This window comes from Mucilaginibacter sp. AK015, assembly GCF_014200785.1.
Taxonomy (GTDB): domain Bacteria; phylum Bacteroidota; class Bacteroidia; order Sphingobacteriales; family Sphingobacteriaceae; genus Mucilaginibacter.
In genome coordinates this window covers 1,306,544-1,332,677 of the sequence record NZ_JACHCV010000001.1, presented here as the reverse complement: position 1 = coordinate 1,332,677, position 26,134 = coordinate 1,306,544, and the positions used below count along the sequence as shown (strand labels likewise).

The window sequence follows — 26,134 nt, the reverse complement described above, 5'->3', positions numbered from 1 at the left end:
AACAATGTGATAACGATTTGGTTGGCAGAATTTTGTGTTATGAAAAACATGATTCAAAAACGACGCCTCGACTCGGAGAGTTTCGGCGAAGAAGGACGGCTTTATTTTGTCGACCTGATGCAGGCGAAAAATAAGGAGCCTTATTTACAGATCACGCGGGCAGACTATAAAGCCGATGAGAAATATGAGCGGACATCTATTATCCTGTTTGAGCGGGATTTTGAATTCCTGATCGAAGCATTGTCCATGGTGCTGACGCGCTATACGCATGGTGAAGGGAGGCCGGCCTAATGGAAAATATCAAAACACTTCCGCAGATGGAACGGCCGCGGGAAAAGCTGCAATTATTGGGCCCGCAGGCGCTGAGCGACGCGGAACTGCTGGCCATTTTGTTCGGGAAAGGCAACCGGAATTTACCCGTGTCCAGAATTTGTAATGACCTACTTGCGCAGATCAGTTTGAAAGAGCTGCCTGAATCAGACCTCAAACAATTGTGTGAGACCAAGGGCATTGGTGAAGCCAAAGCGCTGACCCTGCTGGCCGTGGTGGAGATCGCCAAAAGACTCACAAGCGTTCCGCTCTTACGGCTACCCGACCATCAGGCCGTCGCCGCCCATGTCCGGCCCATCCTGCAAAACAGCGATGGCCTGAGCTACCTGTTATTAGTGATGACCGCCGACCGGGAGCTGCTGGCGATCTGCGAGCTCGGCAGCGTACTGCCCGACCTGCCGCGCGTTTTACGCTTAGCCACTGAATCCGGCGCCAAACGGGTACAACTGGTGCGCAACGGCTGGCTGCAATTTAGCCGCACGGAATATCAGTTCATGCGCAACCTGGAACTGGCCTGCGGCGCGCTGGGGATCATTACCTATGAAATGCTGGCTATTACTGAGGATGAATTTAAAATGATGTAAGATGAACATTGCAACCTTTATGCTGGCTTATGCGAAATTAAGCCCGTCCGGCAGGGATTATGTTTGCGCCTGTCCGTTTCATGAAACTGTCGGTCAATCGATGAAATTAATGCCGTCTGCGGATTGGTTCGAGTGTACGGAATGTGACCGAGAGGGCAATTTAGCCGACCTGCGGCAATTAATGTGGGAACATACGCCGGTCGGCCGGTTTTGTGTCTATGTACTGCTGTTAAAGAACGCGCATTTTTATGTGGGTATTACCGATAATCTACAGCGCCGTATTGCTGAACATTTCGCCGGTAAAGGCGCGGAATACACCAAAAGGTACCAGCCGCTGGAAGTGCTGGAGGTCTTCCCGAACGCAACTTATTTATTAGAAACCAAAGTGACGCGCGATTATATGAATAAGTACGGTAAGGACCGGGTGCGTGGCGGCATCTATTGCGGTTTTAAATACCGTTAACGAACAATCCGCCTATGGTGCTGTTTTAAACCTATGAGCAATTTAATCAGCATGAATAACGTGGGCATCGTGGTGGAATCCCTCGATCAGGTCATTGCATTTTTTGAGGAGATCGGGCTGAGGCTGGAGGGCCGCGCCCATGTGGCAGGCGAATGGGCCGGGCGCGTGACCGGGTTGGGTGATCAGAACGTGGAGATCGCGATGATGGTGACTCCGGACGGGCATAGCCGGCTGGAACTTTCCCGGTTTATCAAACCTGGCACGATCGCCGATCACAGGCGAGCCCCGGTCAATGCGCTGGGCTACCTGCGCGTGATGTTCCAGGTCGAAGGCATCGACGAACTGGTTGAGCGGCTATTAAAGCAGGGCGCAGAACTGGTTGGTGAAGTTATGCAATATGAAAACACGTACCGGCTATGTTATATCCGTGGAACGGAGGGTATCCTTGTCGGACTGGCTGAACAACTTGGGTGATCACTTAATCATTTGGTCCTTCTTTTCGGAAATCAACCGACAGCTGTGGCGGATATTTTTGGACGAAAAGGTCCATTCCGGGGATATCATCATAGCGTTTATTGAGTTTTTGTCTTAGACCGAACAATCTTCTTTCAGCTGTATCAACTAACTGGCCAAAAGTGGTAATACGGACTTTACCCACCTCAACATTATTTTCATTTACAACGGTAGATATTGGCGTTATTTTTTCTGAAAAGGTATCACCGACCACGAAAGCTTCCACATAAGGAGAGCCGATGAGCGAGCCGCAATTCACAAAATCCTCTACATAGCCATGTGCCTGGTTTCGTTCATCACGAGTGAGTTTAAAAGCACCTCTTTTAAGTTCTATAATCAATACCTTATTGACCGTCGCTAGGTTGGAATCATTGTCAAAAAACTCGGTCCCGGTAATGGACGCAGTTGAGTTATTTTAAATGACGATTTAAAGTAGTAACCACAAACTTTGATGCCTTGCCTTCGTGATTAGTTATTACCGCGTACCCATTACCAAAATAAGGTAAACCATGCCTGCCCACGCCATTTCGGCCGTAAGCCAGGCGCTTGCCGGTTATCCCTGGCAGAACAAAACATTTTTGCCCTGATGTTTCAGGCGATTATAATCCAGCTTCATCGACCGCTGCTCAAACTGATCCTTCGAAAGACCACTGCCATTATCTGACGCAATTAACTTTTTGTGATAGTCTTCCGGAATCAGGATTTTTACTTGAGTTGCGCCGGCATCCCAGGCATTAGCTACCAATTAAGTTAATGCTATATCTGCATGATGCACCAACGCGCCCATAGTCTAACCAAATATCCTTCTTCGAATAACGATCCGAAAGATAGCGTGCTTTCTACTAATTCTTTTAGTTTGACTCTTTGTTATTTTAATCATTTATATAAAGTCCATTTGTTAATTACTTCCATATGTTGGCACTTATATGAACTAATAAAGTTCAACATAGAAATTCATTTTGTTATTGATATGTGCGGTCAATTTTTGTAAGCATATCCGCTGAACGGGTGTAGATCAATGATTAGCGGGTCACAAAAAGCCTTGGTTATCATTCTTACGGCCGGGCGCCGCGCATGGCGTTGCGGTTGCGGGTGTGGTGGGTTTCGCTGAAGTGGGCTTTGACTTGTTCTTTACCCCAGATCTTTCGGCCGGCTTGCTGAGGATTGGCCTGGAAGTGTTGGTTGCGGGTGGCGAAGTGGAGGTCGATGGCGGCTTTGCAGGCGTCGGTGCTGGGGTAATCGCTGTTGTGGATAACGGCTTTGGCGAGGCCGCAGAAGACGGATTCGATGACGTTGAGGAATTGGGTACAGGAGGGTAAGGGGGCGAGTTTGATCTCGGGCGTTTTTGCTTTGTTGTGGTCTTCGATATAGGTTTTGAGTATTTTGGAGTTATGCCAGCTGACGGCGTCCCAGCAGAGGTAGAGTCTTGCCTGGTCAGCGTACTGCGCAACCAAAACATCCAGCAGTTTGATCATTTCGAAGGTGTTCTTTTTAAGCGAATAAAAGTGGGTGACCTGGTTGGTGGAGAGTTCCAGCGCGGCGGTGCAGATGATAAAGCCTTTGCATTTTTGTTTTTCGGGGACGATATCGGGTGACGCCGTAGTGTGTTTGAGGGTGCGGCCGCCTTTGATGCGGATGCCGACCGGGCCGTACTCGTCGATGGAAAAGAATTTTTCTTTGGGGCCGAGATGTTGGAGGATCTGCTGGATATGATTGATCTTTTCGCGAAACCTGGGGTCCTGGCTGGTGAGCATATCCCGGGATTTCTTATAGCTGTAGCCTAAAGCTTTTAAGGAATGCGAGAGCTGCATATAGCTTACTTTGACCGGATAAATGCGGTTATAGACTTCCGTTAGGGCCAGGATCGTCCAGCTGGTGCGGTTGATGCCGTAGAGCTTGGGCGTTTCGTGGAGAAGCTTGACGAGGTTTTCTTTGCGTTCGGTGATGCGCTTTACGACACCGATATTGGTTTTGCGCGGGGCCAAATCGAATCCTTTCAGGCCTTTTGTGCGGTAAGTGTTCAGCCAGTCATTGGCCGACTTGCGTTCGCAGTCGGCTTTTTCCATGATCCGGGCAACGTTCGCGCCGGCTAAGGCGGCACGTAGGGTAGTGGCTATCTGCCAGCGTCTGTGGTCGTTGCCATGCCGCCATATGCTTAACACTTTCAAATCTGCTTGAGGGATATGGTCAATGAGTTTGGGTGGTTCAAACCGGGGGTTTTCAGCCAGCCACTTGTAATAAAAATCTTTAAACGGGAAGTAACTGTAACCATCGGGAAACAGTACATGGTATTTTTCCCAGACCGGTTTGGCTTTGGTGCCGGGTTTTTCGGCACGGATCAGATCCGGCAGCACCTGCATTAGCTCTACATACAAAGGTGTTGCGCGGTGCGGCCTGGGCGGCTCCGGCATGTAAAAATCCATATCCTTCAGCCTTTCGGGATAATGCTCCCGGATCCGTTCGAACTCCTTCCCGTAACGCCAGGTCGTGATCGTAGACAGCTTTAGCTCCTTGGCCAGGCGGTGCGAACAGTATTTCCCCCGGATAAACTCCAGCCGGAGCCGGTTCATGGTCACCTGCGGGATCTGATGGCGTCTCATAGACCATAAGGTATTAAATGCGAGCGGGCGTTAAAGCCCTTGATATGGACTATCTCACTCTTACGGAGGTCATATAAAATCTCCGCATAAAAATCGCCCACCCGGTAAAGTAAAGCATGGTGCCCACCTTCCTCACGCGCCGCCAGGCACTCGCCCTGCCAGACCAAAGCGGCCTGCTGGTCAACTTCCAGGCCAAGAAAGTGAAAAAGCGTCATCTGAACGTTTCGAGTAAGGCGGTCTTTACGCTGGCCATATCGCCGGCCAGCATTTTATAAATATCGTCATATTGCGCGCATAAATCAAACAGGCCCAAGTGATACTTACCCAATAACCGTTCCTTCTCTTCCCCGTCCGCTTTACCGATCCGCTCCGCGGTATCGAGCAACCCCAGGTACAAGGCATGCGAGCGCGTATTTGCTGCAATTACCCGGTCATAGGATAAGGTCACGTCAAAATACAAACTGATCAAATTCTGCTTCCAGTTCTCTGCCTGCAGCTTTTCCATATAGGCATCCAAGCGCTTCATCTCTCCGTTAAAAAACGCCACGCTCGCCTCGCTCCGCTGCTTATTCTTATCCTTCCAGTATTCCACGCTTTTTCGCAGCACACTCATTGTTTCCCCGGTCATGAAATAAAACTGCTCGGCCACTTCCACTTGCTTCGCCCGGTACAAGTTCGCTCGTTCCAAATTGGCCTTCCGCTTATCGGTATAATAACCAAACAAGCCGGTCAATAATTGCGTCAACAAAGCACCCGCCAAACCCGCAAAAGCGGTCAGCACCACTAAAGTTTGATTCATCAAATGCATAGGCGAATATAATCAAAGCACGTGAAATACTAAAAATATTAGTAATATTAAATTGAAACTTTTCCATATCATAGATAGACCTTATCCGATTTATGCAAAAATCTCGTTATCTCACGAAGTCGCGCTTTAAAACAGGCTTAGAATGTTCCACCAATTGTTTTACACCCAAAAACCCGGCTACGTCGAACAGCATTCTGTTTTCTGGATTAAGGCGCGCGCAACCCGTATGGTAAAGCAAAAGCCCTTTGATTGATCAATCAAAGGGCTTTTGCTTTTTTAGGTTAATAGCGGAGATTTATAGATTATGAACCATTTAGTTCAACAGCAAATCATTTAACCTTCGCTATTTCTTGTTGCCCGATATATACGATTTTAAGTTTTGCCATCGATCAATAGCCGGGATTTTGAGTCAGTTTGTTATTGATCTGCAATTCCCTGAAAGGAATAGCGTAAATCAGCCGGTCTTGTGTAATATTAAATGTACCCGGGAGCAACCAACCGTTCATGACTTTAAGGCGCTGGCCTTTTGCTGTTAACGCATCTATGGCCATGCCGTTCCGGATGAGGTCGGTCCACCTATGATTTTCAAATGCCAGTTCGTGCCGCATTTCATCTGCAACATTATTTTTGGTGGCAACAGCCAAAGCGGGCAGGCCAGCCCTTATCCTTACCTGGTTCAGGTAGGGAAGTGCCTCGCCTGCCTTGCCTTCGGCAACCAGGCATTCCGCCAGCAAGAGTAACGCTCCGGAGTATCGGTATACCGGAAAGTTATCGTCAGTGTTCCATTCAACCTGATAGGGTGGGTGGAGATATTTTTTAACGAAATAGAAGTAGGGTACACCAGTTGTTGGCGTATAACCAACCGGACTTTTTACTGCGGTAGGTGTCAGGATTTCGCTTGCAAGCGTACCTTCTACAACGCCTATTGATGCAGGCAACCGCTTGTCCCCGTTTTCATAAGAGTCAACCAGTTCCTGGGTGGGGACGTTCCAGCCGCCGCTATGAAGACCGCCGCCGCCATTGCTCACATCGATCCCGATCAGCATCTGTGCGCTACTGCTCTTTGGGATAAATCGCCAGGAGAAATCGCTTTGCTGCCCGTCATTTCCCATTTTATATTGCACCTCGAAAATAGACTCCTGGCTATTTTTATTGCCCGGGTTAAAAACACTGGCATAATCAGGCAACAGGGAGTAGTTCATTTTTGTAATATCAATAAGGGCCGCCTCTGCTTTTTGATACTCACGTGTGGGCTCTGCCATATAGGCGTAAGCCAGCAGCATTTTTGCCGCCCCCTGCGTTGCGCGCCCGGTTTGAGGAAATGTTTTGGCTATAGGCAAATTAGGCACAGCGGCGGTCAGGTCTGTGATGATCTGTTTATATACCTCATCGGTGGTATTTCGCGGCAGGAAAGCGCCATCAACATCTGTTACCTGTTCCAGTTGCAGGGGAACGCCACCATAATGGGTCACAAGGTCATAGTAATAGAATGCGCGTAAAAACAGCGCTTCCCCGGAAATCTGGTTTTTATCTGCTTCCGACAAAGAAGATTTTTCCAGTTGGGTAAGAATGGTGTTAACAGCAGCTATGCCGGAGTAAGCGTTCCCATAACGGTTTCCCGGCGAGTTAAGTTCCTGGCTCGTGGTACTGTTATCAATAAAAGTGGCAAAGGCCTCCGTACTGGCTCCTGTCCCCCTGTCGGCAGAATAAAAGGTAAAAAAAGTATTATCGGAGCGCATCTCATCCATATAGATACCCATGGTTGCTACCCCTCTTAAATAGGTATATGCTCCGGTAAGTGCCTGGTTGAACTGCGCGGCATCTTTGTAGAAGGAGCCCGAGCTTAACTGCGTTTGCGGCACGAGATTAAGGGTATCCTTCTTGCAGGATGCCATTGCCAGTATCAATAGTGTAGTGTATATCGTCTTTTTCATTATCTGATTGTTTAAATTCGTTATTAAAATCCGGCGTTGAAACCTACCGAAACCGTACGCGGCACAGGATAACTGGTCCAATCCCTTCCCTGGTTAAGGCCATTCAATCCGGCGTAACCGGCTTCAGGGTTTATACCGGGGTATTTTGTGAATATGAATGCATTTTGAGCACTGAGATAAGCCCGGAAGCTTTTGAAATATTTGTTGGCTTTTACCGGAATGTTGTAGCCAAAGGTGATGTTCTTAATAGCAAGGAAAGTGCCGCTGAAAACCTGCCTGCTCGTAAAGTTCCGGAAGTCTGCGGTGGTACCTGTCCGGGTTCTGGGATAAATGCCGTCCCCGGGGTTCTCCTCTGATCGCCAACGGCCGGATACACCTTTCAATACGTTGAAAACGCCGTCGAGATTTTCAGTCGACTGGATGGCATCGTCTGCGATATCATTGCCTACCGTACCGGCAGCCGTAATGCTCAGGTCAAAGGCCTTATAATTGAATGTATTTGTTAATCCGTAGATAAAGGTAGGGTTCGGGTTACCTATCCAGGTCCGGTCATAGCTGTCTATTTTCCCATCCGGCGCGCCGTCTGGTCCGCTCACGTCTTTGAAACGGGCGGTTCCTACCATTGATGTGGCACCGTGTGGCTGCGTGTCGAATTCCTGCTGCGTCATATAAACACCGGTATTGATGTAGCCGTAGAACATACCGATAGGTTGGCCGACCGCCGTCCGGTTATCGTCCCAATATTCATTATAACCACCGATTGGTGCATCGTTGGTTCCAAGTTTTCTTACAATGTTCCTGTCAAATGAGATATTGAAGTTCGTGCTCCATTTGAAGGCGCCGGTTAAATTTCTTGATGAGATGGTCAACTCATGGCCCCAAAAGTCAAAGCGACCGATATTAGAAGTAATGGAATTATAGCCGGACTGTACGGGGATATCGATTGCGTAAAGCAATCCATCCGTTTTTTTCCAGTAATAGTCATAAGTGAACGACAAGCGGCTGTTGAACATGGACAGGTCCAGGCCGATATCATAGCTGGTGCTGGTTTCCCATGTCAGGTTGTTATTACCGATACCGCTTAGCAATTTACCGGGCGTTACGGCATTCCCGAAAACATAATTGCCGGTATTTATTGACGCCAGGTAAGTATAGTTACCTATATTATTATTGCCTACCTTGCCATAGCTTGCGCGCAGTTTTAAGAAGTTGATGGGTTTCACATCCTTCAAAAATTCTTCATCAGACACCACCCAGCCGGCCGAAACAGACGGGAAATTACCATACTTGTTGTTGGTCCCGAACCGCGATGAACCATCTCTGCTAAACGCTGCCTCAAACAGATATTTTTCGTTGTAGTTGTAATTCAGGCGTCCGACAAAACGCAGCAGCGACCATTGACCCGCGCCTACATCGCCCAACCGCGTGGTCGCGGCCGAGACCCAGGAAATGTTATCATCCGGAAACTGGCTACCATTGATCACGCTGTTCTCCGATGAGAATTTTTGAATCGTATAGCCAGCAAGCGCTTCAAGGTTATGTTTGCCGAATGACCGCTTATAATTGATCGTATTTTCGTTCAGCCATGACACAAAATTACTTGTGGAATAACTGCCGGATGCGGGTCTTGGTGGGGCCGCGCCCAGGCCGCCCTGGGCAGTAGATGGTGTAAACTGCCGGTTCTTAGTGTTGTCGGTATTTACGTTAAAGGTAGATTTTATTTTTAGGCCAGGCAGCGGTGAAACTTCTACAAAACTATTGGCCAACACCCGTGCCGCAGCGGTTTTGTTTATTCTCTGGGTGACTACCAGGTAATAGTTTGGATTGGGGAACATGCCGGGTTGGTTGAATGAGATCGGGTAGGTTCCGTCCGGGTTTTTGTAATTCAGCGTCGGGTCCATCAGGTAAGCGTTCGCGATAATGTTTCGGCCGTTATCGAGGCCCGGAACAACCTGGTTATTACCATAAGACAGTTCTACGTTGGCACCAAGGGTGAATTTGTCAGACGGTGTATAGGTATTGTTCGACCGCACCGTGTACCGCTCATCAGCAGAATTTAATACTACACCTTCCTGCCGGCTGTAACTTGCGTTAACTACGGCTTTATACTCCTTTGTGCCGTTGGCGAAGTTAACGTTATAAGTTTGCGTAGGCGCGTTGCGCAATAATACACCGTACCAGTCGGTTCCATTTTGTCCCGCATACTGGGCCGGGTTTGCATAAACCTCGGGAACACCGCCGGTGTAACCTTCATACCTGGCAGCGTCTTCGTAATACTCTTTTTTATACTGCGCAAATTCTTGCGCATTCATCAAATCCGGCCGGCCGCGCTGGGGGACGGACTGGATACCATAGTAACCGCTAAAAGTGAGGCTCTTTTGGCCGACCTTTGCCTGCTTGGTGGTTACCAGGATAACGCCGTTGGCGGCTCTTGAACCATAAAGTGCCGAGGCGGATGCATCCTTCAAAACAGAGATGTTCTCTATCTCTTCCGGGCTCAGCGCCTGCAGGCCGCTTTGTGAAGGGAACCCGTCAATGACAATTAGCGGGTTATTCCCCGCGTTAATTGAAGCAGAGCCGCGAATCCGGAAGCTCATTTCCGCGCCAGGTGTACCGGAGTTGTTATTGATCTGTACCCCGGCTAATTTACCTTGCAGCCGCTGTCCGATATTGGGTACCGGCATATCTTTCAGCTCGGATGCTTTAACCTGTCCGATAGAACCGGTCACTTCGCGCTTGCTTTGCGTTCCGTAGCTTACAACAACTACTTCTTTAATGCTTTGCGATGAGATTGCTAAACGGATATCCAGCGAGGTATTATCCCTGACCACACGCTCGCTTGTTTTATAACCGATAAAGGAAAATACCAGGGTGCTGCCATTGGCTGCGGAAATGGTAAATCTGCCGTTGGCATCCGTCTGGGTACCATTTGTGGTCCCTTTCACTACCACGGATACGCCGGCCATCGTCGAAGAATCGGTGGAGTCCCGTACGATCCCGCGGATCCCGGTCTGTGCGTAGAGGTCATGGGACATAAAAGCGGTCAGCGCTACTAAAAGACACAGGCCGCATCTCCAGATTTTTAATAGTAAAGGTTTTCGTTTCATAATAAAAGGGTTAATTGGTTTTAAAGGGGAAGTCTGACTTTTATCAGTACTCATCACTAACTGCCGCTGCAGTAGTGTTTTCATAGCGGCGGAGGGTGCATTAGCCTTTTCAGCCGCTTTCCAAATGCGAAAGCGCATGCTTGGCTGCTTCCGCGCCGCTACAAAGAGCGTCATTGCTGAAGGCATTACACAGCATATTTGAGTATCCTGCAAAAGGTTTCATCTTGCTGTTGGGTTATGTATTTGACAAACTATCGAGCCCATCGGGCTTCGGGTTATAATGGTTAAATCAAAGTTATCCTGTGAGGTACTACTATGGAATGCCCGATTTGGACAATTATTTGCGCTTTTTGATAAATTTCACCAAAGGGGGTAGCAACAGGAACGAATAGTTAAAGACAGCAAAGAAATAATATGGACGGAAGCCCGGTCTATCGTTTCAGTTCGATAGTGTTTCGGTAATGAAGCGGGGAGACGCCAATTTTTTTCTTAAACAGTTTTGAAAAATAAAATACAGATTCAAATCCGGTTTGATCTGCTATCTCGGATACGTTAAGAATTGTGGTGGTTAGCAAATTTTTTGCGCGCTCCAGGCGTAAATTCAGGTGATACTGATTGGGTGATTGACCTGTTATCCGCTTGAAAGCCTTTCTGAACATGGAATAACCCATGGGCAATTGTGCGGCAACAGCTGCCATATCCAGCGGGCCATCCAGGTCCTCCTGCATAAAAAATTTAGCTTTGGAAATTAACTTAGCGACCGGATCATCAGTAGCCGCGTCATGCAATAACGTCGAGTGCACAAGCCCTAATATCTGCATCGTTGTACCGGCTATATGTTGAGGGTAACCTATCAATGAGGCCTGTATACACTCGATCATTGTTCGGAAAAGAATGAGCAGATCTTTGTTTAACCCCAAATGGACAAAGGGTGATTGAGCGTTTAAGAAATTGCTTTCAATTAATTGTTTAGCAAAAAAGCCATTAAAGCCCACCCAGTATTCCTCCCAGCCTTCATTAAGGTCGGGTTTATACCTGTGTAATACACCGGGGTGTAAAAAGAAACAGGTCCCTTCGCTTATTTTAGTTGGTTCGATAAGCGATGAACCATAAATACCTTTCCCCTTTGAAATAAAGACGATATAATAGTCGTTCAGTATCCGCCCTCTGTTCCAGGTCAGATGATGACTTTCAGGATGTTCCTGGTTCGGGTAATTATCAAAGGGTTCCACCTTTGAGTAACCTGCAGCAGTAACATAAATTCCCCACCTCTCTTCAACCGGAGTTATGTTAAGATATTTAAAAAAGTTCTTCTTCAATATATGATGTGTAAATTTTACGATACCGCTTTAAACAGGATAAATGCAATTCGCTCATCTGCTCCTGGGGAAAAAAATATTATCTAAAATAACCATCCGATCCATAGCTGGCATTTCCACCTTTAACTTTTTTTTACCTTTTTTGATATTTCCGGCAAAAACTACGCTATATAAGTTGGCGCTTATGAAAGCGGCATAAACAAATGCAGGTTTATATCAAAAGATACAAAAGATTGCTGTTTTTTGAAAAAGGAGCGCTAACCTTCAATGGCTATGTTTGCCATAACTGTCAAAAAACCTTTCAAAGTTATGAATACCTCAGTTAGCCAGTCACAGATTGATTATTACCAGGAAAACGGATTTGTTGTTATTGAAGATTTTCTTTCACCGGATGAGCTCATTTACTGGAGAGAGACCGTCATGAACGCTATTGCTAACCGGGCGGGCCAAAAAATACCCGGCAAAGCCGGCAAAGTGGGTGAAGATGACGGGATCAATAACGATGCTGACTATTTTAGTAAGGTTTTTGATCAGCTGATCAACCTTTGGCAAACCGACGAAAAGGTAAAAGAATTAATGTGTGACCCGCGGCTTGGGGAAATGGCAGCGAAACTGGCCGGTGTAGATGGTATAAAAATATGGCATGATCAGGCTTTGTTTAAGAAACCCTGGGCAAATCCGACGTCATGGCATTTGGACACGCCATTCTGGTCTTTCTCAGACAGAAGAGCTTTATCTATCTGGATCGCCCTTGACGACGCCACACTCGAAAATGGCTGCCTATTTTTTATCCCCGGATCTCATAAAAAAACCGGTTTTGAAAATCCGGGTATTGGCAAAAACATGGATTCTATTTTTGAGTATTACCCGGGTATTAAGCAAATTCCATCGGTGGCTGCCCCTATGAAAGCCGGGAGCTGCTCGTTTCACAACGGGTTGACCATACATGGCGCCAATGCGAATATGACCTCCGGGTCCCGCCGTGCGATGACCTGTGCTTACATGCCGGAGGGTAATACTTATAACGGTATACAAAATATCCTGACCGATGCGCAGGTAAGTAAGCTTAACGTCGGTGACTTGCTCAATGATGAGCGCCAGAACCCGCTGATCTACCTAAAAAAATAATTTTCGGGTGGAACTTAAAATATTATGTCCGCTTTGGGGGCAAGGGCACTTGCCGATCTTCTCGTTTCTCGAGAAGGTCAGATCTGCCGGTTTCGACGGATTTGATACCTGGATCCCCGAGGATAAAGTGGAACGGCAAATCCTGTATGACTATCTTCAGCAATTTGAAATGCCGCTGGTTGCCCATCAGTACCAGGCGCACGGGGCAACCTTCCGCCAATTCAAAGCGTCGTTTATAAAGCGCCTAACAGAATGTGCGGTGGCGCAACCGGTGCTTATCAATTCGCACACAGGGCGCGACTGGTTTACCGTGCAGGAAAATATTGAGCTGATCGACATCGCACACGATTTCTCTATTAAGACCGGTATCCCTGTGGTACACGAAACGCACCGGGGGCGTTTGGGGTATGCTCCCCAGTCTGCCGCAGAAATGTTTCAGCTTTGCGAACAATACCTGTTAACGGCAGATTTTTCGCATTGGACCTGCGTTACAGAAAGTATGTTGGAGAACTTTGAACACACGATGAATGAGGCTATCAAACGCACACGGCATGTGCACGCGAGAATAGGTCATGAAAACGGCCCCCAGGTGCCCGACCCCAGGGCTTCAGAATGGAGCTATGCTTCTGAAAAATTTCTTACCTGGTGGGAACGTATTGTGCTGGAGAACAAACGCGCGGGGCGCCTGGTCCTTACCTTTACAACCGAGTTCGGTCCGCCGCCCTATATGCCCACATTGCCATTCAGTAATGCTCCTGTCGCTGATCCGTTCGAAATTAACTGCTTTATGAAAGATGTACTAAAAAGCCGTTATACTGATCTTGCAGGCGCTCGCTGAAGGTTTTTCGGTAAACGCGATACTTCCTTTGCTGTCACTCTTCACCCTGCGTACTTTCCCGTTAATCGCTAAGCTATACATTGTGGATGGTTTAAGTTCTTTGACGTGGAAAGTCAACGGCTGTGTTTTCCCGTTTAAAAAATTAACAACCCATGTTTTTTGCTTATTGGTCCATGAATTGATGGTCAACTTATACCGGCAGCTACCTGTAACCTGCATGGCCAGGTTTTCGCTATCTCCGTTGAAGTAATTGAGTTGGTTACCTGATGAGGAAAACCCAAATTTTGACGCGGCGCGCACTTCAATTCTGCCGTCGGAAATCCCGTAGTCACCCGGGCTCAGTTTGATTTTCAGATCCTGGTCGTGATAACGGTACCTAAGAACAGTGCGGGACAATTCAGATGTTAAATGCGGATCAAGGTACAGCCGGTTATACAACGGATTGACACCGTAGATGGACTGATAAAGTCCGACGATGGCCAGGCTGTTACCGGCCAGGATGTCGTCACCCTGCCCGGATTGATCTTTTCGGCTGTAGCGCTGGAAAGCCAATCCGTCCTTTCCATATTGTTGAAGGACATTTTTTACATACTTTAAAGCAATTTGCGGCTGGTATCTGGAATATGCGGCAACGCCCACGGCGCCCCAGGAAAGGAAAAGGTCCCCGTTTTCATAATTCGGGAACGGAAGCTGATCTTTACGTAACTCTCCCGGTTCGTAAGAGGACATGGTTAGGGGCCAGAAAAACAATTTTTCCTGCTGCATTTGCTGCTCAATACTATTCAGTATCTGATTTGCCCGTTCCTGCCGGTCGCAAATGCCGTAAGCTATCGCCATGAAATTTACCGGCGTTACCATATTGCGGCCATGGATGGTGCCGTTCTTATCGCGCCAGTGTACATAGCAGTTATTTTTTTCATCCCAAAATCCACCCCGGCTGGTCGGCTTGTTAAAACGCTCTTTAAGCTTTGCGGCAAACGCCGCATAATATTCCGCTTTAGCAGGGTTACCCAGTAATTTTTCAATTTTTACCCATTTGGTCAGCGCGTAATACAGTTTGGCATTTACAAATGCATTTTCATAAGATGCCCATACAATATCTATCCAGTCGCTGCTTTTTTGCTCGTGCTGGTTGTCATTCATCATTTCCACCAGTCCATTATGATTTTCATCGCGGTTGAGTATCCAGTCGAGCGTCTTTTCACAAGCCTTCTGCTGCCCCCTTATCCAGGTGTTGTCTCCTGTCAGGTCAAAAAGATCCGAAACATTGCTGACGTAATCCGGATTAGAATCCATCAGGGTGCCCCATTGCGCTTCATAAAAGCCATACTTGTTAAACTGGCCTGGCGCCGCGTCTTCATTCGAATAAGCCCAGCGAGCGTAAACCCGGCCATCCGCTTTAATCGCGTGGTCACGGTAAAAGTCCAGGCAGGCCTGGTATCCTTTCAGGTATGCGGGGTCATTTATCCCCAAACCCAACTGCGCGATATATTGCTCATGCAGGCAGATGGGGCCGTAAGGCGTTGCCCAACTGTTGCCGCCGTAATGCAGGGAATCGATCACGCCAATGCGGGCAATGGTATTTAACACGGCACTCACCTGGTCGCCATTCACACCAACTAAATGTCCCCTGTCATAACGCGCATTATTGTCGGCATACTTAAACATGACCGACAGGTTTGATTGGCTTACACCCGGCAGCGGCGCCCACAAATTTCCCTCGCCCCTGATAAATAATCTCCTGTGCGTATCTTTGTCCATAAGCGGCTTAATACCCTGTGGCGAGCTAACGATGCTATACGACAACCTGTCCTCAGCAGTGTACTTGTACGTCATTGCTACCTGGTTTCCGGCAGCACTGACCGATACGTCTAACCCGTCGGGGTTGCGGCTGTTCCAGAAACGGGACGTTTGCGAATGTATCCCGTAACTGGAAGGCTTGTTTGTAAAAAGGTAGAACCAGGCTAACCCTCCGTAACCCTGGAAAGCGCCGTCCCAGATTTTTATGCTTTTAAAATTGATAACGGGCGTTGAAGTAGCGGTGAGCGGAACAATTTTGGAGAATTTACGGGCAATTTGCCAAACAAGCTGTTCGCGTTTTTTTAAAAAGGTCCAGGTCTCCTTTACAGATAGTTCATCATCGCCATAGTTGATATTATCGATCACGGTGCGGTCTTTTCCTGGTACAACCAGGGCTTGGCCAAGAAGATGAAGCGAAGTATAAGTCTTATCCCGAAAGCTCAGGGAGGTGAACATACCGTCGTGGGCGTCAATTACTTTTCTGCCGTTAAGCGCCATGGAAACCACGCTGGCTCCGCTGCCGAAATTAAGCACAAGCTTGATTTTACCATTTTCAATAACATATGTCTTTCCCGATCTCTGTAATTGGTTTGCAGCAGCAAATGCAGGTATGTTGTTGGTTATAACCATAAAAAATAATAACCAAGCCAGCTTACCGAAAAAGCTATTGAAAACCATTGGTTTCGGGCAAAATTTACCGGGTTTAAGTAAATAATGAAGCATTACGAAGAATTTTATATTGAGATCAATCAAAAGTATTAGAAAACGGTCGTACCACAATTGGAACTAATGGACTAATTTTTAACCTTTTTGACATTTAGTGCTACATAAATACCGGATACGTTCAGTTCGTTGCGGATCCATGCGTATCCCGGTGGCGTTTTATAAAATATCAAAAAGGATAAACATTAAGCCATAGAGGTCGAGCGCAAGCCTTCTTTAATCTTTAAATTTGACTGATTGAGTGATTCCGGTTTTATGGGCACTTTACCAATATAAGCTCTTTTGCACATGACCAATATACGTTTACACATTGTAACGATCACCTTATTAATATGCCTTTCGGCTCGCAGCGCGTTGTGCCAAATAAGGAACTTCGACCAAGATGGACGCCAAATCACGCGCCTCAGTATGGCGGGGGATGCCATAGATGCCCATGATGGAGAAATAGCACAATTCAACGGAACTTACTATCTGTATGGTACCAGTTACGATTGTGGGTTTGAATGGGGAAATAAAGGTGCCCCCTTCTGCGGTTTTAAGGTTTATTCCTCTAACGATCTGGTGAACTGGGCGGATAAAGGGTATTTGTTTGATGCTCAAACGCCTGTTTGGCAAAGCCGCTGCGATGGCAAAACTTATGGTTGTTTTCGTCCGCATGTGGTTTATAACAAGCTCAATAACAATTACGTTCTGTGGATAAATGTTTATGATAATGTTATCGGCTACCGGGTGTTCAGCAGCAATTCACCTACAGGGCCTTTCAAAGAAGTAGCCGAGCCAAAACTTACCGTTAATGCCGATAAACCCCGGGCCGGGCTTAACAACGGGGACCACGATATTTTTATTGATGGCGACGGCCAGGGATATATCGCTTTTACCGACTGGAGAACCAAGGGTACCATCGTTATCGAAAAACTAAGCGCCGATTATTTAACGGGTACGGGAGAATGTGTAAAAATGGTTACGCCCGGATCAACGGAAGCCCCGGCGCTTTTTAAACGAACAAACCTTTATTACCTTACTTATTCAGATCCCAACTGCGGTTATTGCCCGGGGACGGGCACATCGTACCGCACTGCGGCTGATCCCTTAGGCCCTTGGAGCGAAGGGATTTCCATCAGCGATAACTCCTGCGGCGGCCAGCCGTCGTTCGTATCCACCGTAAAGATCAACGACGACGAGATATGTCTCTATGGCAGCGATCTGTGGAACAACGCAGCCAAAAATGAGGCCCTTGCAAATTACTATTGGGCTCCTTTAGCGTTCAACACCGATGGCAGCATCAAACCACTCCTGTGTGCGGAGGAGTACCGGAAAACCAAAGTCTTATCCCGTAAAAAGCCGGTAGCCCCGGCGCCAAGACAAGACTATTTTACTGTCGGAGCCAGGGTCGATAAGGAAACGCAATGGGGGCAGACATTTGTTGCCGATCGGAACGGTCTGGTGGCGAAACTGGAAATGTCGGTTTTTAAAAATCATCACCCCGAGAAGGACCTGGAGATTTACATTTGCGCCGTATTGAACAGCAAACTCCAAATGTCTGCTCCGCTATTCAAAAAGGTTGTGTCTGTGGCAGGTATCGGCTGGTCGGCAAAAAGATTGGTGATCTCGCCCGGTTTAAAAGTAAAAAAGGGGGCCAGATATGCAATTATTATGCATACCGGTTCTCCTGTGGGTTATTTTGGCTTTTTAGCACATAAGGAGGGCGCTGATGCGGGTGCTTATCTGATCAACAGTAAGGATGGTGGCAACACCTTTACTAAAACGCCGGGCGAAGTAATGCGACTAAAAATTAAGATAAAAGCGTTGTAAAAGGGGATGTGGTACTATGCAAATCCAAAAGATAATATTGGGTTTTTATAAATTACTGCTTACATAGCTGTTCATATGAATAACTACTACAAATATTTGCCAATAAGTGATGAGGATGCGCGGTGGGGGCTATCGGTCGTCAATGCGGGTTGTACGCGCGTAAAGCCCGACAGTTGTTACCCGGTGCCAGATCATCCGGGGCACCATAATTTCAATTGGAAAAAGGGGAGGGTATTGAATGAATACCAAATTATTTATATAACGGCGGGGAAAGGTGTTTTTGAGTCCGACAGTGCAGGTATTGTAGATATCCGGGCCGGAACGATCATCATTCTTTACCCGGGTGACAGGCACCGTTATAAGCCGAGCGCTCATACCGGCTGGGATGAATACTGGATTGGTTTAAAAGGAGAGATCATGGACAGGTTGGTATCTAATGGCTTTTTTAAACAGGAATACCCTTGCTTGTTTATTGGTTTTAATGAAAAGGTATTCAACAACCTCCACTATATAATCGAGCAAACCAAGACCGAGAACCCCGGTTATCAGCCCGATGTTTCGGGGGCTGCGTTATCATTGTTGGGTAGTTGCCATGCCATAGTAAGGCAGGGGGCGGTTGCGTTTGATATCAACCCGGTTATCCACAAAGCGCTTTTACTTTTCCGTTCGAATATCAATGAGGATTTTTCGCCCGAAACTGCCGCCGATCAGCTTCAGGTCGGCTATTCGTGGTTTCGGAAAGTTTTTAAGGCTCATACAGGTCTTTCTCCGGGGCAGTATTTTATACAATTAAAAATCGAAAGAGCGAAAAATCTGTTGAGCGATCCGTCATTGTCGACCAAATGGGTAGCAAACGACCTGCGCTTTGCGTCATATTTCTATTTCTGCAGGCTTTTTAAGAGCAGAACGGGCATGACGCCATTAGAGTACCGTAAGCGGATAAATAAAGGTTCGGGTTTTCAAAGCGACAGATAAGCTGTGATTTACCCTGTCGCGTTCAATGGTCTCAATGTCTCACTTAGCGCGTAACAATGGAGGCTTTGCAGGCCATTTATAACTAACTTTTAAATAACCTTCCGTTTAGGTTTAAACGGCTGTCCTATGGAAAACCTTGAATCAAAAAAAAATGCGTTTAAAATTGGCTTGTTTGGAATCGGCTTAAATACATACTGGGATCAGTTTCCGGGCTTGAAAGACCGTTTGCTGGGGTACATTCAAACCGTGAGTGAACGTCTCGGGGGTTTTCAGGCGGAAGTTTTGAATGTCGGCCTTATCGACGATGTACAAATGGCTTTTCAGGCCGGCACCGATTTTCGCCGGGCTGATGTGGAAATGATCTTTCTTTATGCCACCACCTATGCACTCTCGTCAACGGTTTTGCCGGTGGTCAGGAAGTTAAAGGTGCCTGTTGTTATGCTCAACCTTAGCCCGGGGGCTGCGATAGACTACAGCACTTTCAACCGGCTTCCAGACCGTTCCAGCATGACAGCAGAATGGCTGGCCCATTGTGGCAGTTGCCCTGTGCCTGAAGTCGTAAGCGTGCTTAAAAGCGCCGGAGTTCCATTTTATCAAATAACCGGCACACTGGATGATGAGCAGGTTTGGAAAAAAGCCGGCGAATGGATAGAAGCGGCAAGGGTAGCTCATGTAATGTCGCGCAATGTGCTGGGTTTGATGGGCAATTATTACCCGGGCATGCTGGATATATATTCAAACCTGCGGCTGCATTGCGCCACTTTTGGTGGTCATATAGAAATTATTGAGGTGGACGAGCTATCGAAAATAAGAGAATTTGTTACAGATGCTGATGTAAAGGCAAAAATGGCCGGGTTCGAAACTGCATTTGATATTAAGCCGGATTGCCCGGCTGCCGAGCTTACCCGGGCTGCTGCCACGGCGGTAGCGTTGGATAGGTTGGTTGAAAAGTACGGATTGGGATCGCTCGCTTACTACCATAAGGGGTTAGGGGTCCCCGCGAACGAAAACACCATGAGTTCCATCATTTTGGGAACTTCAATGTTGACGGCGAACGGTGTTCCGGTTGCAGGAGAATATGAAGTAAAGAATGTTCAGGCAATGAAGATCATGGATGTTTTTGGCGCCGGAGGATCATTCACAGAGTATTACGCCGTGGATTTTAACGATAACGTGGTAATTATGGGCCATGATGGCCCGTGTCATCCTAAGATAGCAGAGGGGAAGGTAAAGGTAAAACCGCTGGATATCTACCACGGCAAAGTTGGCCGGGGCCTTTCGGTGGAAATGTCTGTAGCGCACGGGAAAGTGACATTGCTTTCCGTAGTAGAAACGCCGGAGAACAAGCTCTTGTTCCTTGTGGCGGAAGCAGAAAGCGTGCCGGGGCCAATTCTCGAAATAGGCAATACGAACAGCCGTTACCGTTTTCCGGTTGATGCTGGCCTTTTTATGGAAAAATGGAACGAGCAAGGCCCGGCACATCACTGTGCGATAGGCAGGGGTCATATAGCTTCAAAAATTCAGAAGCTCGGTAATCTGTTGGGTATAAAAACTGTTGTTATCTGCTAAGATAATTCCCCGGACCGGCCAGGCTAATGGAGAAAGTTGTGGCATTTTGACTGGCCTCAGTTCGATGCAAAGCCGACAGCGTAGAAATTTGATCAGCAAGCTGGACAACGATCCCTGCCCGTGCCTGCAAATTTTATGAGCGCGACCATATTTCCAAGGCATTCCAGTAAACGTCAGGCTAGTTAAATTATATTCCCTTCCGGGTACACGCCATTTCCAATACGCAATTGCGTTATTCAAGCAACATAAGCAGCGGTATGGTTTATCAGGTCAAAAGTTTTTGGAATATCGAGACAGAATGTAAGGCAATAATACTTCGTTTATCTTTAATATTACCAGGTAAAAGCGTAGCAGAAAGGATACGTGATTAATTTGTTTACGCAATATTGATTGGTTTGGATTTAAAGTAAGGTGGCCCTTGTCAGCCAAAGGTTGGATTCAGGCATTGGGTCACCTAATGAAATGGAACTCCAGTCACCGTGAAAATTTCATAACCAAAGCTTTTTATGTAATTAATACACTCCTTTTCAGATAAACCGCTACGAATAACCAAGTCACTAAACTCCATAATTATATTTTCAGGCATTATCGCTGAAGGGTGGCCAAAAAGACCTTTGAATACGTTTATTTCATAACCTTCCACATCTATTTTGAGCAAATCAATCTTTTTAATATTGAAGTGCTTAATTAGGCTGATCATGGTTGTTAGTTGTATAAGATATGAATGATGACCTGCCAGGGGTAAATCAACAACCTTTGTAGTTCCGGTGTTTTTAGGCGTTAAATTGACTATATATCCAAAACTATCTTCGTTTGACAAGCCTACATGAATTGTATGAATGTTTTCAGCATGATTCAATTGAACGTTTTTGAGCAGACTTAAAAAATTTTGCGCGGATGGCTCAAGAGCATAAATTTCTAAATTAGGAATTTTACTTAAGTATAGACTAAACAATCCCATACTGGCACCTACGTCGAATAAGATACCGCCTTTATGTAATAAACTCTCGCATTTTTTAAAAGTTAGCGGCTCATATTCCCCAACAAAAGCAAGTTGATGCCCGGTATATTCCCCGGTTGAAAGATAGTGCTTAGAGCCGTTGGCACTTTCAAATATCACTTGTTTGCCGAAAAAGAAGTTATTTATCCAATTTACGATCCTTATTTTAAATGGATGATTGGGGGTTTTCCTTACGTACAGCAAAAAAAGCTTATCAACAAATCTGCTTCCTTGATATTTCATAGATCGAATATATTACATTCCCTTTTATTTATAGCCCGTCATGTGAAATACACCAATCTTCGACTTTGTGAACTAATAAGGTATTGAACTGGCAAGCAAATATTAGCCTGTTGATTCGCCAACGGCTGCTTATCCCACATTCTCCCACAATCGAAGGTAGTATCGATAAATTAAGCGCTTTCGCGGCATAAATTCTCCTTGAATTGTATTAAGTAGAACAAATCGTAGTTTTTATCTACTTTCCTTGTTTTGGTATAACGAGAAGGGTGTGTTTTTAAATATATTTTATTATTATTGCGTGTACTTATTCCTTATTATCACAATGTGTAAATCATTTATTCCGCTGGGCGTTCCGCGTCCATATCATTTCATTTATTTTTTGTCATTTTCTGGACCCGTGTTAAAGGGGTCATTATTTGTATGCTTTATGTTTTTTTGCGGCATACAGGCCATGGCACAGAAGATTGAGGTGAACTCCTCTAATGCAGTTCCGGGTGGTGGTGACGGTGTAGATCCTACCTATACAATACGAACCGACCTGATCCCGGCCTCGCCGAACGCCTCCTCGCTTGGAAAATACGGCGAACTGCCGCTGAATCTTTCGACAGGTGCTGCCAGTTTGAATATCCCGGTCTTTACGGTAACGGGCCATGACCTGAGCCTGCCTATCACCCTGAATTATAACTATACCGGTTTAAGGCCTACCGAACAGGTTGGCTTCGTGGGCCTGGGCTGGACGCTCAATGCGGGTGGCGTGATCACCAGGACGATCAGGGGCAGGAAGGATAACACCGGAGGACCGAATCAGGACTTCGAGGATCAGTATGTGGTCGATAAGATAAATACCGTTACTAAGGACAATGATTTTCTGAACGGCGTTTTCATTGGCAATTATGATACCGAACCCGATATCTATAGCTTTAATTTTGGTAACTATTCGGGCAAGTTCATCAAGTATCGGAACAAGTTTTACTGTTTCCCATATCAAAAGATCAAGATATCGGGCGGAGAGACGGGCTTTACGATCATTACGGAAGACGGGACCTCGTATGTTTTTAATGAGGTCGAGACGATCAGTCCCAAAGGAACTTTTGGCGTTTATAATATACCTTCTGGCACGACCTCATCATGGTACCTGACGAAGATCACCAATGCCGCAGGGACGGACCACATTTATTTGCAATATACAAGCGAGGGCAGCGTGCCGCGCCTGGGCGCGCTGAGCCAAACCCTTAAGAAATTCTTATCTGCCGACGCACACTCGAAGGACTATCACGATAACCTAATGGCTGTCACCCGCTCTTATCCGACCTGGACCGATTCGAAACGTCTTTCCAGCATCACGTCCGAAAAATACACAGTCAGTTTTATTGCCGGGCAACTCAGGGGGGATATGCTACAGGAATCAGCCAGTGTCCGGGCCCTGGACAAGATCAGCATTCAAAATTCGGCAGGTCAAAATGTGAAGTACCTTAACTTAAAACATAATAATACGGCTGATGGTTCGGTGCTTCGACTGGACTCGCTGCTTGAATATAAACGAGTGATGCTGGGGGATGATATCATTCAAATAGACTCTACACAATCACAAAAATATGTTTTTCACTATCTTGAGACGGATGCGACGATCAATAACCCGGTGACCAGAGCCGATGCAAATGTCGATCACTACGGGTACTACCGCGGAAGTTCGTTTGTCGGCACGATCATACCAAACACGCTTTATGCAAACGGCGTTGACCGTTCGCCCAATGAGAACGTCAGGCAAGGCGCTATGTTCATGGTCAAATATCCAACCGGCGGGTATTCTACATTCGAGTATGAACCGAACAGGGCATTCGACGGGAATAAATACAAAAATATTCCCCACACCAAAAACGTCCAGGTTACCCGGGGGGGATCCGGTGACCCCAATGCGGTTATTGGAGGTGGTTTCGAAAATTTCACCCTGAACTTTGACCAAACGGTCAATATAACGGTTGTACGTGTTCCGAAAACGGTTAGTGCAGATAGCATGGTCCACCAATATTACAAGGATTTTATCATTAATAAAACGGTTGGCGGGGTTCGCACAGTGGTAGCAGAGGATGGTGTTGTAAGTGAGTCAGATAACGGAAACGCCAACTTTTCGATTTTTCTTACGGCGGGAGATTATGACATCAACGCCTATTGCGACGTTAAAGAAAACGCGATGTCCGCGACCATAAATTATAAGGAGCAATCGAATATTCCGGAAGACGGAGCGATCGCAGGGGGTATCAGGGTGAAGCGTATTACCAGTAACCCGGTCATCGGCGCCCCGGTCACCAAAGAATACGTTTATACGAACACCCTCGGTTTTTCTTCGGGGGTATCTATGAATGGCAGTTATGAGCAGCGGCCTTTTAATGAAAAGGGTAGCGAACTCAATAATCCTCTTGATTCCTGGAATGTAAATTACATGATGATCAACTCAACTATTGCTGAAAACTATTACATGGGGGTGCCGCATTACTACACCAGCGTACTCGAATCGGTCTCCAACGGCGCTGAAAAGCTCAGCACCCGCACTTCCTTTAATTCTTACAGCGATTACCTGTTGGGAGTCGAACCGGTCTCCACAACGCAATATAAGATGGTCAGCGGCGCGCTGCTGCCGTTGCAGCGAACAGACTATAACTATGAAATAAAAGTGGACACTGTATTTCGCGGGATGAAACCGATCAAGATCCAGGAAGGGCCGGGAACAGAACCGTATGACTATGACCGGGAATGGTATCAATATCCTTCTGCCTGGAAATACCTGGTCTCTACCAAAACCAGCTACTATACAGCTACTGATACACTGGAAACCATAACCTATAATGACAATGATGTAAATGGTACGCGTAATTTGGTGGGCACGTCCGTTAAGGGGTCTGACGGAAAAGAAACGATAACACGCTTTAAATATCCGGAAAACTACACAGCTTCAATAGCATCCGGTTTTACCGTTAAACATGTGCTGGACCCGGTGCTGGAGAAGCAGGTCTGGACCAAGCGAAGTGCTACAGATTCCGGCCTGGTAGCCTCTGTGATCACTAAGTATGACAGCGTGTTTTTTAAACCAGCAAAGGTCTATTCGACCACAGCTCCAAATATTGCCGTACTCAATAATGAAAGCAAGGACGGTACCGGGCGCTATAGTTACTTGCTGAGCGACAGCCGGAATGAGGAACGGATAAATTTCGCATATGATAGCTACGGTAACCTGACAGACCAGCGATTGAAAGGCGGTGTGCCGGTATCCTATAAGTGGGGTTATGCGGCCATTAATTATCTTTATGCGCCACCGACGTCTAATAAGATCCAGGTTATCGCTGAATGCAAAAATGCGACAAGTGCAGAATTCTTCTATGAGAATTTTGAAGAGATTACTTCAGGCCTGGCGACCGGCGCCCATACGGGCCTGCACGCCGTTTCTGCTTACGCGGCGAACTGGACGCCGCCTAACGGCCGTGCTTATATCATTTCCTATTGGTACAGGACGGCGGGCGCTTGGAAATATAAGAAGGACAATTATACGGGCGGGTCGTCTTCATACGCCTGTACCGGAGGTGACGCTTATGATGATGTTTGCATTTACCCTGTAGATGCGCAGATCTCTACCTACACGTATGATCCGGGACTTGGGGTCAACAGCATAACTGATGCCAGGGGAGAGACCACTACGTTTGAATATGACAGTTTCCACCGCTTAGTGAATGTTCGTGATCGGGATCAAAATATCCTGAAGAATACGGAGTACCACTATATCGAACCGGTTTATTGGAACGACGAAAAGCACGGAACGTTCACCAGGGAGTGTGCAGGAACGGGAAGCCCGGTGGTTTATTCGGTTCCTGCCGATACCTATAAAGCAGTTACGCTTGCAATGGCAAACGCGCAGGCACAGGCGGACGTCGACGCGAACGGGCAGGCTTATGCCAACTTAAAGGGCATATGTCAGCAAACGCCCTTTGTGAAAATGGTGCGCGAATCCGGGTTTATTGGCGGCCCGGAAGGTCATGCTTATGGCAATTATTCGTTCAGCCTTTGGCAGGACCAGGCGGGGACGATTCCTTTGACGGCTAATTTACCTGTGACTATCAAATACCAGTTAACCAGTTCGTCGTCCGGCGGCACGCAAAACACGACAGTTACGGCTACGGTAACGACGGGAAACAGCGCGGTTTATGTACAGGTAGACGAAAATACTTGTGGTATAATGCCCGTGAATTTAACGTCGCAGCAAAGTAACCAACAATCGGCTAGTTCCGCCGCGACTACGAACACCCTTCCGGGAGGGGGGGGCGATCCGGCGCCTTGTACCAGTACTTATGTTACGCTTTTATCAGGTTCGGCCTATTTCCTCGTAACTATAAACTAAC

At 46.9% G+C, this 26,134-nt stretch carries 20 protein-coding genes; 10 read left to right on the top strand and 10 right to left on the bottom strand.

Translation table 11 applies throughout. The annotated features are described in order from the left end of the window. Window positions 1-39 precede the first annotated feature (39 nt). From HDC91_RS05765 to HDC91_RS05750, 4 genes are read left to right on the top strand one after another with little or no spacing between them, the layout of a single operon-like run. Window positions 40-291 (top strand): hypothetical protein, encoded by a 252-nt coding sequence (locus tag HDC91_RS05765; RefSeq protein ID WP_183549187.1) that lies wholly within the window; start codon window positions 40-42, stop codon window positions 289-291. Next, window positions 291-914, top strand: a complete 624-nt coding sequence (locus tag HDC91_RS05760) for a UPF0758 domain-containing protein (RefSeq protein WP_183549185.1) — start codon at window positions 291-293, stop codon at window positions 912-914. The genes HDC91_RS05765 and HDC91_RS05760 overlap by 1 nt, the downstream gene beginning before the upstream one ends. 1 nt (window position 915) lies before the next feature. Continuing rightward, a complete protein-coding gene (locus HDC91_RS05755; RefSeq protein ID WP_183549183.1) occupies window positions 916-1,377 on the top strand; it encodes a GIY-YIG nuclease family protein in 462 nt (153 codons plus the stop codon). Window positions 1,378-1,410: 33 nt separating this feature from the next. After that, on the top strand, window positions 1,411-1,851 hold the full coding sequence (locus HDC91_RS05750) for a VOC family protein (RefSeq protein WP_183549181.1): 441 nt from the start codon (window positions 1,411-1,413) through the stop codon (window positions 1,849-1,851). 4 nt (window positions 1,852-1,855) lie between these two features. Here HDC91_RS05750 and HDC91_RS19840 read toward each other — a convergent pair whose 3' ends face one another. The 8 genes from HDC91_RS19840 to HDC91_RS05715 form a co-directional block, all read right to left on the bottom strand. Then, window positions 1,856-2,230, bottom strand: coding sequence for a hypothetical protein (locus HDC91_RS19840; protein ID WP_221262116.1), 375 nt, complete (start codon window positions 2,228-2,230; stop codon window positions 1,856-1,858). Between the two features lie 213 nt (window positions 2,231-2,443). Next, window positions 2,444-2,635: an ATP-binding protein gene (locus tag HDC91_RS19835; protein ID WP_221262115.1), complete on the bottom strand. Its 192-nt coding sequence runs from the start codon at window positions 2,633-2,635 to the stop codon at window positions 2,444-2,446. 310 nt (window positions 2,636-2,945) lie between these two features. Further along, the gene (locus HDC91_RS05740; RefSeq protein ID WP_183549179.1) at window positions 2,946-4,490 is read right to left on the bottom strand and encodes an IS630 family transposase; all 1,545 of its coding nucleotides are present in this window, start codon (window positions 4,488-4,490) and stop codon (window positions 2,946-2,948) included. Further along, window positions 4,487-4,705: a hypothetical protein gene (locus HDC91_RS05735; RefSeq protein WP_183549177.1), complete on the bottom strand. Its 219-nt coding sequence runs from the start codon at window positions 4,703-4,705 to the stop codon at window positions 4,487-4,489. Before HDC91_RS05735 ends, HDC91_RS05740 begins: the two co-directional genes overlap by 4 nt. Next, window positions 4,702-5,289, bottom strand: coding sequence for a hypothetical protein (locus HDC91_RS05730; protein ID WP_183549175.1), 588 nt, complete (start codon window positions 5,287-5,289; stop codon window positions 4,702-4,704). Before HDC91_RS05730 ends, HDC91_RS05735 begins: the two co-directional genes overlap by 4 nt. 398 nt (window positions 5,290-5,687) lie before the next feature. Further along, a complete protein-coding gene (locus HDC91_RS05725) occupies window positions 5,688-7,232 on the bottom strand; it encodes a RagB/SusD family nutrient uptake outer membrane protein (RefSeq protein ID WP_162431738.1) in 1,545 nt (514 codons plus the stop codon). Window positions 7,233-7,255: 23 nt separating this feature from the next. Next, window positions 7,256-10,339, bottom strand: coding sequence for a TonB-dependent receptor (locus HDC91_RS05720; RefSeq protein WP_221262114.1), 3,084 nt, complete (start codon window positions 10,337-10,339; stop codon window positions 7,256-7,258). 431 nt (window positions 10,340-10,770) lie between these two features. After that, window positions 10,771-11,658: an AraC family transcriptional regulator gene (locus tag HDC91_RS05715; RefSeq protein ID WP_183549173.1), complete on the bottom strand. Its 888-nt coding sequence runs from the start codon at window positions 11,656-11,658 to the stop codon at window positions 10,771-10,773. Window positions 11,659-11,967: 309 nt separating this feature from the next. On the opposite strand from HDC91_RS05715, the gene HDC91_RS05710 reads away from it, so the two are divergent. Together HDC91_RS05710 and HDC91_RS05705 are read left to right on the top strand one after the other, a co-directional pair. Then, window positions 11,968-12,786 carry a phytanoyl-CoA dioxygenase family protein gene (locus tag HDC91_RS05710; protein WP_183549171.1) on the top strand — a complete coding sequence of 273 codons (819 nt, stop codon included), beginning with the start codon at window positions 11,968-11,970 and terminating at the stop codon, window positions 12,784-12,786. 127 nt (window positions 12,787-12,913) lie between these two features. Further along, window positions 12,914-13,624, top strand: coding sequence for a sugar phosphate isomerase/epimerase (locus HDC91_RS05705; RefSeq protein ID WP_183549169.1), 711 nt, complete (start codon window positions 12,914-12,916; stop codon window positions 13,622-13,624). On the opposite strand, the gene HDC91_RS05700 is transcribed toward HDC91_RS05705, so the two are convergent. After that, window positions 13,586-16,147, bottom strand: coding sequence for a hypothetical protein (locus tag HDC91_RS05700; protein WP_221262113.1), 2,562 nt, complete (start codon window positions 16,145-16,147; stop codon window positions 13,586-13,588). The genes HDC91_RS05705 and HDC91_RS05700 overlap by 39 nt on opposite strands. Before the next feature lie 408 nt (window positions 16,148-16,555). Between HDC91_RS05700 and HDC91_RS05690 the strand changes: the two genes are divergently transcribed. The 3 genes from HDC91_RS05690 to HDC91_RS05680 all read left to right on the top strand — a co-directional run bounded on the left by HDC91_RS05690 (window position 16,556) and on the right by HDC91_RS05680 (window position 20,503). Beyond that, complete coding sequence (locus HDC91_RS05690) at window positions 16,556-17,959, top strand: family 43 glycosylhydrolase (RefSeq protein WP_255476664.1); 1,404 nt, start codon at window positions 16,556-16,558, stop codon at window positions 17,957-17,959. Between the two features lie 75 nt (window positions 17,960-18,034). Continuing rightward, on the top strand, window positions 18,035-18,934 hold the full coding sequence (locus HDC91_RS05685) for an AraC family transcriptional regulator (protein ID WP_183549161.1): 900 nt from the start codon (window positions 18,035-18,037) through the stop codon (window positions 18,932-18,934). Window positions 18,935-19,060: 126 nt separating this feature from the next. Next, complete coding sequence (locus HDC91_RS05680; RefSeq protein WP_183549159.1) at window positions 19,061-20,503, top strand: arabinose isomerase; 1,443 nt, start codon at window positions 19,061-19,063, stop codon at window positions 20,501-20,503. Between the two features lie 454 nt (window positions 20,504-20,957). Here the strand turns inward: HDC91_RS05680 and HDC91_RS05675 are convergent, their stop codons facing one another. Further along, window positions 20,958-21,746, bottom strand: coding sequence for an FkbM family methyltransferase (locus HDC91_RS05675; protein ID WP_183549157.1), 789 nt, complete (start codon window positions 21,744-21,746; stop codon window positions 20,958-20,960). Between the two features lie 379 nt (window positions 21,747-22,125). Between HDC91_RS05675 and HDC91_RS05670 the strand changes: the two genes are divergently transcribed. Next, window positions 22,126-26,133 carry a DUF5977 domain-containing protein gene (locus tag HDC91_RS05670; RefSeq protein ID WP_183549155.1) on the top strand — a complete coding sequence of 1,336 codons (4,008 nt, stop codon included), beginning with the start codon at window positions 22,126-22,128 and terminating at the stop codon, window positions 26,131-26,133. Window position 26,134 lies beyond the last annotated feature (1 nt).